Annotated in this window: 12 protein-coding genes; 5 read left to right on the forward strand and 7 right to left on the reverse strand. The window is 26.0% G+C overall.

Features of this window, described 5'->3' with window-relative positions:
- Positions 1–134: 134 nt before the first annotated feature.
- The 4 genes from malQ to HNP67_RS03460 all read left to right on the forward strand — a co-directional run bounded on the left by malQ (position 135) and on the right by HNP67_RS03460 (position 6461).
- On the forward strand, positions 135–1655 hold the full coding sequence (gene malQ / locus HNP67_RS03445; RefSeq protein WP_184124956.1) for a 4-alpha-glucanotransferase: 1521 nt from the start codon (positions 135–137) through the stop codon (positions 1653–1655).
- A 119-nt stretch (positions 1656–1774) separates the two neighbouring features.
- Complete coding sequence (locus tag HNP67_RS03450) at positions 1775–3619, forward strand: putative glycoside hydrolase (protein ID WP_184124958.1); 1845 nt, start codon at positions 1775–1777, stop codon at positions 3617–3619.
- 27 nt (positions 3620–3646) lie between these two features.
- Positions 3647–4633, forward strand: a complete 987-nt coding sequence (locus HNP67_RS03455; protein ID WP_184124960.1) for a calcium/sodium antiporter — start codon at positions 3647–3649, stop codon at positions 4631–4633.
- A 79-nt stretch (positions 4634–4712) separates the two neighbouring features.
- Positions 4713–6461 (forward strand): hypothetical protein, encoded by a 1749-nt coding sequence (locus HNP67_RS03460; RefSeq protein ID WP_184124962.1) that lies wholly within the window; start codon positions 4713–4715, stop codon positions 6459–6461.
- 26 nt (positions 6462–6487) lie between these two features.
- On the opposite strand, the gene HNP67_RS03465 is transcribed toward HNP67_RS03460, so the two are convergent.
- Positions 6488–6655 carry a hypothetical protein gene (locus HNP67_RS03465; protein WP_002657037.1) on the reverse strand — a complete coding sequence of 56 codons (168 nt, stop codon included), beginning with the start codon at positions 6653–6655 and terminating at the stop codon, positions 6488–6490.
- Positions 6656–6731: 76 nt separating this feature from the next.
- Here HNP67_RS03465 and HNP67_RS03470 point away from each other — a divergent pair, with 76 nt between their 5' ends.
- Positions 6732–8333 (forward strand): hypothetical protein, encoded by a 1602-nt coding sequence (locus HNP67_RS03470; protein ID WP_184124964.1) that lies wholly within the window; start codon positions 6732–6734, stop codon positions 8331–8333.
- Here HNP67_RS03470 and alr read toward each other — a convergent pair.
- The 6 genes from alr to HNP67_RS03500 form a co-directional block, all read right to left on the reverse strand.
- Positions 8325–9443 carry an alanine racemase gene (alr, locus tag HNP67_RS03475; RefSeq protein ID WP_184125272.1) on the reverse strand — a complete coding sequence of 373 codons (1119 nt, stop codon included), beginning with the start codon at positions 9441–9443 and terminating at the stop codon, positions 8325–8327. The two genes, HNP67_RS03470 and alr, sit on opposite strands and share 9 nt — an antisense overlap.
- Positions 9444–9490: 47 nt before the next feature.
- Positions 9491–10165 (reverse strand): S2/P23 family protein, encoded by a 675-nt coding sequence (locus HNP67_RS03480; RefSeq protein ID WP_184124966.1) that lies wholly within the window; start codon positions 10163–10165, stop codon positions 9491–9493.
- Between the two features lie 23 nt (positions 10166–10188).
- Positions 10189–10905, reverse strand: coding sequence for a S2/P23 family protein (locus HNP67_RS03485; RefSeq protein ID WP_184124968.1), 717 nt, complete (start codon positions 10903–10905; stop codon positions 10189–10191).
- A 157-nt stretch (positions 10906–11062) separates the two neighbouring features.
- Positions 11063–11479, reverse strand: a complete 417-nt coding sequence (locus tag HNP67_RS03490; protein WP_071891972.1) for a hypothetical protein — start codon at positions 11477–11479, stop codon at positions 11063–11065.
- A 3-nt stretch (positions 11480–11482) separates the two neighbouring features.
- Positions 11483–11911 (reverse strand): hypothetical protein, encoded by a 429-nt coding sequence (locus HNP67_RS03495; RefSeq protein WP_184124970.1) that lies wholly within the window; start codon positions 11909–11911, stop codon positions 11483–11485.
- Between the two features lie 28 nt (positions 11912–11939).
- Positions 11940–13076, reverse strand: coding sequence for an LIC_12708 family protein (locus HNP67_RS03500; protein WP_184124972.1), 1137 nt, complete (start codon positions 13074–13076; stop codon positions 11940–11942).
- Positions 13077–13136: the final 60 nt, after the last annotated feature.

Below are 13136 nucleotides of genomic sequence, written 5' to 3' on the forward strand. Positions count from 1 at the left end.
ATTCTATCATAAAAGTATTTAATTTCTAAATTTTTCTTAAAATTGCTATTTAATGTGTTGTTCTGGTCTGATATTTATTATAATTTATAACACAGTGGGAATTTATTTAAATTATTAATTAATAGAGGTTTTATATGAAATATGAAAAATTAAGGATTAATTTAAACTTAAAAAGAAAAAGTGGTATTTTGCTTAACATAAGCTCTTTGCCATCTAAATATGGCATTGGAGATTTAGGCAAAGGAGCTTATAAATTTATAGATTTTTTGTTTGCATCTTCTCAAAGTTATTGGCAAATGTTTGCTTATTCTCCTATTGATTTTAAAAGATCTCCTCCTTATTCAATTTTTTCGGCTTTTGCTGGTAATGTTTATTATATTGATTTAGAAGCCCTTGACAAATTTATAGATTCAGATTTGAGCCTTTTAAGGGAAAATGAAACCAGATATTCTGATTTAAAAAAATTAAGTTTTAAGGATAAATTTCTTAAAGAAGCTGCTTTAAATTTTATTAATAGAGCTTCGACTGATGAGGTTAGAAGTTTTGAAAAATTTAAAAAAAGGTCTTCTTATTGGCTTTTAGATTTTGCAAGTTTTGTTGCATTTAAAGAATATTTCTTTAAAGAATCAAATGATGCTTTTAATGTTCTTTTTGATAGAGGAATTCTTAAAAGAAATGAAAAAGATTTATTTAAATTGAGAAATATCCTTTCAAAAGAGATTAAAGTGCAAGAGGTGTTGCAGTATTTCTTTTTTTCACAGTTTCAAGCTTTAAAGCGCTATGCAAATGATAAGGGGATTGAGCTAGTGATGAATGTGCCTTTTTTTATAGCGTATGATTCTGCTGATGTTTGGGCACACCAAAAATATTTTAAGCTAAGATTTGATGCAAGCAAAGATAAGGTTGCAGGAATTTCTCCAAATTATTTTTTAGAACAAGAGCAAGCTTGGGATAGCGTAGCTTATAGTTGGAATGTTTTAAAGAAATTTAAGTATGAATGGTGGTTAAAAAGGATTGGGGTTTTAAGAAAGTGTGCAGATATAATTAAAATTGATCATTTCAGGAGTTTTGTTTCTACTTGGGAAGTTAGCGTGGGTGAGACTTATGCTTTTAATGGGTTGTGGGTAAAGTCTCCAGGACGAGATTTTTTCAATTTTATTTTAAATGAAATTAAAGATTTAAAAATTTGGGTTGAAGATTTTGAAAATGATCTTGAAGATGTTTCAAGATTAAGAGATTTTTTTAATTTTCCAGGAATGAAAATAATGAAGCTTGCCTTTGATTTTGATTCAGGTAATCAGAATCTTCCTCATAATTATATTAAAAATTGTATAGTTTACACAGGAAGTGGTGATAATGGTACAATACGAGAATTTGTTGACTCTTTAGATGATTTGCATAAAAAGTATATTTTTGATTATTTAAATACGAATGAAAATTTTGTTGTTTGGGACATGATAAGAAGTGCTATGGGCAGTGTTTCTGATAACGTAATAGTGCCAATGCAAGATTATATTAATTTAGGAGATGAATTTAGGGCAAATATCCCAAAAAGTACCCCAGATAATTGTATTTTTAGATTATTAGAAAGTGATTTAGATGCTGCTTTGAGTCAAAATATAAGTTTTATTACAAGACTTTATGGCAGGGCTTAAGATTTTTAAGAGCAAAATTATTATAAAATTTAAGTATTTTTGAATTTAATTGAGATTCAAGTGGTCAAGTAAAAGTCATTGTTATTTAATATTTTTTGATTTGCAAGTATCATGTATTAATGTATATGAAAATTTTTATCTATTGGATAGTTATTTTCTTCTTTTTTGTTTTTAAAGTTTTTAGTATATATCCATTAGTCAATGAAGAATTTTTTAAAAAATATAATTTATTTTTTGTTCATAAAGGATTTTTAAGTAAAAATGTTAATGGGAAAATAACCAAAGTTAAAGTGAGTGGGATAGATTCTAGGTGGATTTACCCTTTTCATAAGCCTTCTCCAAGTCGAATTACCTCTATTTATGAAGATGTTTATTCTTCAAGTTCATTTTTGACTACAAGTAACAATCTTTACGTTTCTTACGATTATTCAAAAAATTTTAGAAAATTGGTGGGAATTGACAAATTTAACAGCGGCGCATATATTACCTCAAGCGCCTTTTCTCAAGGAGAGTGTAAGCGTATTGCTATTGGAACCGCGATTCATGGCATTTATCTTAGTGTTAATGGGGTTGTTAGTTTTAAAAATTTGAATCGTTTAATTCCACAGATTTATTTAGGTGCAGGATATTACGACATTATTAGTGCTATTGAATTTTCAAAAGAAGAGGCAAATAATTTATATTTTTCTTCTGGAGTTTATGGAGATATTTTTTTAATTAGTCAGAAAAGTGGATTTATTAAAAAAATTTCTTTTCCTTTTAAAAAGCAAATAATACGTATTTTAGACTTATCTAGCAAGAATGTAGAAAAAATTTTAGTGAGAACATATGACAATTATTTTTATTCTTATATTAATGGACAATGGGTATTTATTGGGAAGTTATCTTTGCAAGATCAAGATTTTGTTGAAAAATCACAAAGGATGCAGCTTGCTAAAAACAAAGGGTCTATTTATTTAACAGCATATACATTGCGTAATAAGAGGGCAATTGATGAAAAATTTAAATTTATTAAAGATTCAGGTATGAATGCCGTTGTAATTGATTTTAAAGATGATAATGGCAATTTGACTTATTCTAGTAAGCTTTCTTTGCCCAATAAGTTAGGTTCTGTTAAAAACGTTATTGATGTTTCTTATATTCTTAAAAAAGCCAAAGAGCTTGGAATTTATGTTATTGCTAGATGTGTTGTATTTAAGGATGCAAAATTGTATTATTATGATAATTTTAAGCATGCTCTTTGGAATAAGAAGATCAATAAGCCTTGGGCTCATTTTATTAAAAAAGTTGATTCTAGTGGTCTTGTGAAATATGTGCAAGTAGAGCATTGGGTAGATATTTTTTCTCCTGCTACTTGGGAATACAATATTTCTATTGCAAAAGAAATTCAATCTTTTGGAGTTGACGAGATACAGTTTGATTATATTAGATTTCCATCAGATGGGCCTGTGTCTCTTGCAATCTCAAGAGTAAATAAGCATGAGATGCAATCTGTTGATGCTCTTGAATCTTTTTTAATTATGGCAAGAGAACAGCTTTATGTTCCCATTTCTGTTGATATTTATGGGTACAATGGCTGGTTTCCTACTAATAGTATTGGACAAAATATTTCAATGTTATCAGATTATGTTGACGTTATATCTCCTATGTTTTATCCTTCGCATTATACTGATGATTTTTTGCCAAGCAATTTTTATTATACAAAAAGAGCTTATAGGATTTATAAAGAGGGAAGTGATAGAGCACTTGCTTTTTCTTTAGATAGAGTTGTCATTAGGCCTTATGTTCAAGCTTTTTTATTGGGAAAAGAAAGATTGGTGGATGACGAGATTTATTTGAAGTATTTAAAGTTTCAGCTTAAAGGAATCAAAGAGTCATTTGGTAGTGGCTTTAGTCTTTGGAATGCATCTAATGTTTATTATATGATTAAAGGTAGTTTAAAAGAATATTTGGATTCTTTTTAATTGTTGTTTCTTGTAAAGGAGATTCATTTGGAACAATTAGTTCAATTTTTTTACGTAGGATTTGGGATTTTTTTATTGTATTTTGGTGGTGATTTGCTTTTAAAAAGTTCAGTTAGCATTGCTACTTATTTGAAAGTTCCAACACTTTTAATAGGGGTTACAATAGTATCTTTTTCAACAAGTGCTCCGGAGCTTTTTACAAGTTTGGTGGCGGCTTTTAAGGGTAAAAACGAAATTGTTGTTTCTAATGTTATTGGTAGCAATATCATTAATATGTTGCTTGCGCTGCCTTTAGCGGGATTCTTTTTAAAGATTAAGGCAGATTTTAAAAGACTTAAGCTTTCTTTTATGTTTCTGTTTTTATTAATGTTTCTTCTTTTATTGCTTTCATTTGATTTTAGATCTTACTCTTTTTTTGTAACGCCTTATAATCGTTTTAGCTCATTTAGTATCTTAATTTTGTTTTTATCCTATCTGTTACTTTTTTATAAAGAAGAAAAAGCGCACGCCAGCTTGGAAAATTCTTTTCAAGAAGGTGTAGGCAATTTTAATCAGAGTTTTAACTTTATATTTTTTAATTTGTTAAGTTTTGTTATTAGCATGTATTTTCTTTATTTGGGATCAAAATTATTGGTAGATGGAGCTCTTTACATTGCCAACAATGTTTTTAATGTTAGTGAAAAGTTGATTGGAATTATACTTGTAGCTTTTGGAACAAGTGTTCCCGAGCTTGTTGTATCTCTTTTTGCAATAATTAGAAAAGAAGCAGACATTGCGTTTGGCAACATTATTGGTAGTAATATTTTTAATATTGGGTTTATTTTAGCTAGTAGCAGTTTTTTCAGGCCTATCTTGTTGCAAGATATTTATATTTTAGATTTTAGTATAATGGTGTTTATAACTTTAGTTTTATTTTTAGTGGTTAAGTTTAAAGGGGTTTTTAGCAGAGGCATTTCTTTAATTTTTTTGCTTTTATATCTTTTATATAATTTAATGTTATTTAACTTTTATTGATTATTTGATCTTAATTTTGATTTGTTAATATATTTTTAATGTAATATGTTTTATTATTTAATGTAATATAAGGAACAATATGAAAAAATTACCAGAAATTTTTTATATGAGTAGCAAAGAAGTGGATATTTTAATTTCTCAATTAGGAATATCTTCTGATACCCAAAAATCAATTTTGAAAACTATTTTGTCTTATAAAAAGGAGGCTATAGATTATTCTTCTTTTATAGAAGAGCACTCTGTGAGAATACGAGGTTTAAAAGGGGAGCTTGATTTTTTATTTCGCAAACTTTATGAAGTTAAAAGAGGAATAGTTACTAATAAAATAGCAACCGATGGAGAATTTTTACCAGACAGCATAATTTTGACCGATGAGGCCAGTTATGATTTTTATTATTATTCTATTGATGATTTATTTTTAAAAACTTACATAGGAATAGAGCTTTTTAGTTCTTTGCTTACTGTTAAGAATATAGAATATAGTTTGTTGGTTTTTCAGAATGAATTTATAACTATTTCAGATTCAAATATTAACTATAAATTTTTTGAAACAAAATCACAATTGAAGGAAATATTAGTTTGGAAATCATTGATAATTCCATCTAGCAGGGCTTTATATTTTATTGAGTTTGTTAAAAAAATATTTTTTAATATTGCTTCTAATAATGTTGTAAAAGATGTTTTCGTTAGAATAAAAGGATTAAAGCTTATTGATTACGAGAAGATTTTAGAAGAAGGCAAGAATATTATTGGTGCTATTTCCAAGATTCTCTCTGGCATAATTGAAATCAAGGATGAAGTTCTTGGTAAGAAAGGAATTACTTTCTCAAAAAATTATTTTGTTTTTTTGGAGTTTCTTAATCTTTTTATTAAAAATGAAAAAGACTTAGAAGAGCTTAAGGCTATAGAAGCTATTAAAATTGATGAATCTTTAAAAGCAATTGAAAAGACTTTAGAGTTTAAAAAAGGTTCAATTGATACAGAAGAGTTTTCCAGTATTTTAAAAGTTTATTCTGAAGGGCTAAGTGATCCTGAAAATTTTTTGTTAGTTGCTAATATGTACTTTTTTGAATCTAAAATTCATGATATTTTGCCAAAAATATTTCAAGTAAAAGAAAATTTTTATTTGTACAAGCCTTTTGCATATGAGTTTTTTCTAGAAGAATATGAAAAGGTTTTGCAATTTCTTAATAGTGAATTGAAGGCCAGTATATTTAAAATTCTTAGTTTTGGAGATGATTCTTCTTCTATTTTCACAGAAGAAGGCTTAGAAGAAGTTCTCAGTAGATTGGTATCTAGATATATTATTAATGAGTATTGCTTAAAAAATAAAGTAAAGTTTCTTGACATTATTGTTTCTCATTACAGGAGAATTTGTAAAACACAAAGTGTTCAGGTTCATCTTAAAGATTTGATTAAAGTTGAAGCAGCTAAATATTTTAAGAATAGTAATGAACTTTTGCCCTTATATAAAATATATAAACTTGATTTGTATTCAATTTTGAATGCTGCTTATAAAGATTTAAGTTTGTTTAAAAGAATTGTTTTGTTTTTAACAGGCAAGCATCAAAGCTATAAAGAGGCTTTATCCAGATTAGATTTTAGAGCCGGTTTGAATAAAAGTGGAAGTGGTCTTTTTGATTCAAATGAAAGAGTTAAAAGACAGTTGGAAAAAATTAGAAAACAAAGAGAGGAAATAAAAGAGCAAGTTAGAAATTCTTTCCCCAAAAAGGGCGCAACAACGAAGCAAGCAGTAAATAAGAACTATACAAAACAAGAGCAAGACGAAGCTTGGGTCAAATTTAGTGATAGGATACAAAAAAAATAGCATTTATAAGTAAGTGGATTTATTTGTTAAAATAAATCCCTTGGCTTTCTTGCTGTATTTTTTGAAGTTTGACATTCTGCATAATGCTTTATTTTCCCATTTTCAAATTTTGATTTCATTATAATTTTTCCTCCCCATCGACTTATTAGCTCTTTTGAGCCAACTCTTTGAGCGTTTTTAGAAATTTTAGCCATTTTAAAGCTCCTTTCGATAGATTTATTGTATAATAAAATCTATCAAAATAGAGTTGATTTATCAAGGAATTTATTCATGTTATTTATAATATTTTTTATTAGTGCTCCTCTTTTTTCAAAAGAAGTTTATTATAGGTTTGCAGATTATTCTGTTAATTACAGTATAGTGGGTAAATATGAGATTACAAAAGAAGAGTCTGAAGAAGAGTATGGATATAAATTTACTTATGATCGCAATAATAATCTTATTTTAGTTGATTATATTGGTAGGCTTAGTATTTTAATGCCTTCTTTTTTTAATGCAAACCAAATTAAAATAGAAAGATCTAAGCGCAGTGAAAGGCGAATATTTCTAAATAGGGGACTTGCTTTTAAAAATAATAATAATGTTTATATTGAACATATAGAATATATGAGTGATGGCAGGATTAAAAATATTTTTAATTATAATAGGTCTAATGAAATGGTTAGGGATAAATATGATGTTTCTTATTACCATTTTTTATACGATAATGAGCGAGAGTTTAGTGTTTACAGATTTAATGAATCAGGGATTCAAATCAAAGATTTAAATGATGTATATTTTACAAAGATTAGCTATGATCATACCAAATTTGTTAAAACGGTTTTGTATTACGATGAGAATGGTTATATCGTAAGATCAAAAAATGGTACTTGTGGGTTTAGATTAACCTATGATGCTAATCATAATCTTATTAAAGAGGAATATCTTGATAAATCAGCTCATACTGTTTCAAATTCATTTTCTGTAGCTACTAAAATATATCATTATGATGTTGATGGAAAGGTTATTGAGATTTTAAATTATGATATTAATAACAATTTGACTCCTGATGAAAATAATGTAGCAATTTATCGTTATGAATATTATTTTAAAGATAAAGATTGCTATTACAAAGAATATAATTATAACAATAATAATAATTTAACGATTAGTCAAAATGGTTATGCCATGAAGAAGACTATTTTTTATATTCAAAATAATGAAAAAAGGATAATAAACTACAGTAATAAGATCAATAAAAACTATAATAGAGATATTCCGACTGTTTATGAGGAAAAGTATGAAATAATGGATAATTTTAAAGGTGTTGCTATTTATAGTTATAAATATGATGATAATTTTTATCTAATAGAAAATATTTTTTTTGATAAAAATTTTAATTTAATAGCTGATTTTAAAGGCGTGATGATTTACAGATACTCTTACGACAAGGAAGGATTTTTGATTGCTCAAGAACATTTTGGTGGAGATTTTGTTAATCCAATAGATGATTTTGAAGGAGTTTCAAAGTATAAATTTAGTTATGATTCTAATGGTAATATAATTTCAAAGAAAAATTATTCTAAGGATGGAGTTTTGGTTGCTGATTGTAATTTTGTTTTTGAATATTTATATGAATATGATAAACAAAATAGGCTTATTTCTCAAAAAAATTTTGGCAGTTTGGGGCAATTGCAAGACGATATTCATGGAGTTAGTGTTTATAAGTATGAATACAATAAATTTGGTAAAATATCAAAGCAGTCAAATCATGGTCCGGATTTGAGATTAAGAGATGATGTTGGAGGGTTTTCAATTTATAAGTGGATTTATGATTCTAGAGGCAATTTAATAGATTTTCAAAAGTTTGATTCTTTAGGTAATTTAATCTAAGTATTTTTTCTTCTCATATTTGCCTATATTGCATAGTAATTCATAATTACTTCTTTTAGAAAATTTGCTCATTTCATTTATACTTAATTTTTCTGATACAATTTCTACTTTTGAGCCTGTTTTAACTTTTAGGTCTTTGGGAATTTCTACTATTGTTAGATTCATGCAAACTTTTCCTCGTATTTTACATTTTTTATTGTTTATTAAAAAATAAAAATCATTACTTATATTTTGAGGTATTCCATCAAAATATCCGATTGGAATAATTCCTATTTTCATATCTTCTTTGGCTTGAAATATGCCCGAATATGAAATTTTTTCACCTCTTTTGACATTTTTAATAAATATTACTTTTGAAAATAAACTTAATACAGGCTTAAAATTTAGGGAAGTCTTTTTGTTTTTTAGAAATGGACAATAACCGTAAAGAATAAGACCCGGTCTTATCATATTAAATTGTGAACTTAGTTTATAGTTTACAATGTGCCCCGAATTAGAAATATGGACAAATTTGGGATTAATATTTTTTTGTTTTAGTGTTTCTAAAAAAGATAAGAATTGTTCTATTTGTTTTTGTGTAGTTTTAAAATCTTCTATTGATGGGAGATGTGAGCAGACCCCTTCTAGTTCTAGAAATTTTGAATTTTGAATATATTTGGCTATTTCAAGAGCATTATCCATTTTTATTCCATATCTGTTCATTCCAATATCAATTTTTAAGTGGACTTTTATTTTAATTTTTTGCAATGAGCATTCTTTTTCTAGTAAAAATAGATATTCAAAATCAGCAACAAATGGTACTAACTCAAGTTTAATTAAATGTTTAATTTCTTTTTTATCCACTTTAATGTACATCAATATTTTTATATTTTTATCAATTTTTTTAAGTTTTTTAGCATCTTCAATATTAGAAAGTCCAAAATAATTTATTTTTTTTGATTTTAAAAATTTAAAGATGTTTATAAGTCCGTGACCATATGCGTCACCTTTTAAGGTGGCCACTATTTCTTTATCGCCAATTTTATTTTTAATTAAATTTAAGTTATGTTCTAAATTATTTAAATTTATTATTATTGTTTTGTTGCTACTCATTGTTTTATTATTGTATATTTAGTTCTCTTAGAGAAGTAAATATCTTTTTTCTATTAATTTTTAGCTTATTCTATAACGGGTATTGGAAATTTTTTTATTTGATTGCCTTTAAAATGTAATCTCAATTTTTTTTGAAAATCATTATATATTTTAGGGTTAATTCTAATTTCGTATTTTTTAGTTTCTTTATTTATATTATTTTCTACTGTTATTGCTGCTAAAATATAATACCAGTTGTTATCTTTGTAATATTCTGCAATTGTTGTTGAAAGAGACTCAGTTCTTAATGTGCCAAATGAGTAAGCGTCTTTTGCAAGTTCTTTTTTTGATTGCTGCTTTCCACTAGTAAGATTGCTTAGTCTATTAATAAAATTGCCTTTATCTGTACTTAAAAATTCTAATTTTGTGATTCTGTATTTCTTTGAAGCCTCGTTTGATAGATCAAATGAAATAATAGCAGAAGATCCAATTTTTGAAAATACATTTATAAATGAATAACTAATTCCAACAAGTTCTTGTATGAGGTTCCCATTTAAATCTACTAATTCCATGTAGGGTTGGCTAATAGCTACATCAACAGATGCAAGTAAAAAACTTTGTTTTAGTTTTTTAATTTTTGTTTTTATATTTTCTTTTACAATATAATTTTCATTTCCGAAGATATTAATTTCGTTTTCAGAAAAAATATTTTTAGCTAGAGAAAGAATTATCACTGTTAAAATAAATTTTTTAATGCTCATAAGATATTTCCTTTTATTTGTATTTATATATCTTCAAATAAATCTCCAGTTATGTCTTTTAAGATAGAATTTTCTTTTAGTACTTCTTTTAAAAATTCAATAATTAATTTTGAATTAAGAGAAATTTTATAAATTTTAGTTTTTTGAGTAAGTTTATTTTTGACAGTTAAATCTGCAAGCATATAATTCCAATGACCATTTTGATATGTTAATTTAAAAGCATTTTTTATTTCATCGCTCATTAATATTCCAAATGGGTATGCAGTAATATATCCTTCTTCTTGTGAATTTTCAACAGCCAGAAGAGAATTTTTAAGCTCTAGGTTGGAACCAGCTGTTATAAATTTAATATTTTCAATTTCATATTCTTTATCTCCATTTTTGGTTGTTTCAAAAAGTATTAATAGTGATGTGTAATAACTATATTTGTCGTCCATTTTTATAGGAGATAGTATATAGGAATATCCAAATTTGTTTTTAAACTCTGGTATTTCTTTTCCATATTCGTCCAAGATTGTCATTGCCTTTGTTTTTATCCAAGTTACGTCATGATTAGCATTTATGATTGGTAATTTTTTATTTAAAATTTTACCCGATATTAAATTTAATTTTTCATCGCTTATTGGTTTGCCAGTACTACTTTCTTGATATACAGATTGTGGTTTTTTAAAAAAGGCACAACTTAGCATTAACATAGGCAGTATTATTAATTTCAAATGTTTATATGTTCTAAATATCATTATATCTTTTTCCTTTATACCATTTACGGCCTTTATTGGGCCGGTAATTAAAATTTACATTAAATCATAGTAATAATATAGAATGCTTATATCAAAGTCAAGTTGCTTTTTAGTAGTTTTGTAAAAATTGTATCTTTGTTTTTAATCTTGCAATATTTTACAATAAAGGTATTTCTGCTGCTAAAAAATGAATGATTCCTATAATGATTGATATAATGCCAATTAACTGCTGATTGCTCTCAAGTATTGATTTAAATTTTCCATATTTTTTATTATTTTGAACCTCTGTTGGTAATTTTTGTTTTAAAAACAAGATAAACCCAATTAAAAATAAACTTATAGCTGGAATCAAATTTCCAATTATTGGCAATTTGTAGGGCCTGATTATTTCAAGGGCACTAGTTATTAAAAATAATAATCCAAAAATGCTTTTTACCTTTTTGTTATCGTTTATTAAATTTACAAAATCTTCAAAAATTTTGAAAAAGCTCATTCTTTCTATTAATATTGGAAATGCAAGTATTATTCCCCCTAAGATGTTAAGCAAAACGGACATGAAGTATATTTGTATCATATTTTATCCTCTAGGTTTTATCCTTTTACTATAAAAGACAGTATTATTGCTACTACTCTTTAGTATTATACTTAATAAACTTTCATTTTGATAGATTATATTAGCATATGTTGTAAAGTTTTTACTGCTTATGTAAAACATATTACTTTCAATTAATTTACTGTCCAGATAAATATCTAGCGTGGCTTTTCCTAGGTTGGATGGGTTTTTTGTTTTTATATTTATTTTTAATGATAATCTGTTTTTGTCTTGTTTATAGTTTATTATCATTTTGATATTATTTTTATTGTTTTCGTGATTTTGAATTCTAGGAATTAGAAAAATTTTAAAAAATAAAAGAATTATAACAAAGATTATTCCAATAATGATATGTTTTTTCAATTTTTTTTGGTATTCAATTTCTAGTTGTTGATCGCAATTAATCTTTTTCATTGTATTTGCAAATTCAACTCTCTTATAATTATAATTTTAATAGTGCATTTAAATTCCACCAGTAAACACTAACACCAGTTTTCCCGCCATAAAGTATGCTAAGTATTCCATCTTTAGATAAACTTTCAGAGAGAAATATTAAATTTGGAGGCTCAATTATAGCTATTTGTGCTTTAATTAAACCTTTGTTGTCTAATTTCCATATTAAATTGTTAGATAAATTTTTCATGTTAGTAGATGCTATTATTTTGTCTTTTTGTATTTTTATAATGTTGATAAAGCTTTCTTGTTTATCATCTAGTAAGTTTTTAGGAAGAGCGATTTTATTTATTACTTCTAATTCTTTGTTTTTTTTCAAACTCATTTTATAGATATATTGATCTTTAATTTTAATTCCAAGATCATTTATATTTTCATTGTCACTAATGTTTTCATAGTAAGTAGTTTTTACATAAAGAGTTTTTTTGTTAACTTCAAAAAAAACCCTGTCTATTGAAATATTGTATTTTTTCTTTTGATTATCTATTGTTTCTAGTAGATTTTTGTTGATGTAAATTTTATAAAGTGGAGAAAATTCTTTATCATAAGAATATATTATATATCCTTTGCTATATATTGATATTATTGCAATGTTGCCATGCTCATCAACATTAACATCATAAATTTGTGGAAATGGCATCCCGTTTAAGCCTTCTTGACCCAAAATTTCTACAGACGAGTTTTTGTTTAGTATTAGTATTCTCATGAAGTAAGCAATATTTTCTTTTTGATTGAATTTTGATTGTTTATTATTTAATTTGTCTGCGACAATAATAAAATCTTTTAGCGGGTATATTGCTTGAATTCCTTCAAAATCTATTTTTTTTATTTTTAAATCAGGGTTTGTTTTAAATATTCCGTTTTGATATGTCTGTATTAGTTTTCCGTATGAGTTAAAAATCATTAATTTATTTGTTTTTATTTCTGCAATGTACACTAGTCCATTATATGTTTTGATATCAAATTTTGAATTTGTAAATTTGTTATTTAGAGGCATTATTGCACCAGGAAGTGTTCCAAATGGTATTTTAAATTGTTCTTCTCCTAGTTCGTTTAAAGTTTTAGTATTACATGATATAATTGCAAAAAGCAGGCTTAAAATAAAAGCTTTGTAGTGTTTTTTCATATTTTTATATTATTATTTAAAATGACTTTAAGTCAATTATTTAGGAGAATTAATACCTAC

The organism is Borreliella californiensis (assembly GCF_014205885.1).
GTDB classification, from domain to species: domain Bacteria; phylum Spirochaetota; class Spirochaetia; order Borreliales; family Borreliaceae; genus Borreliella; species Borreliella californiensis.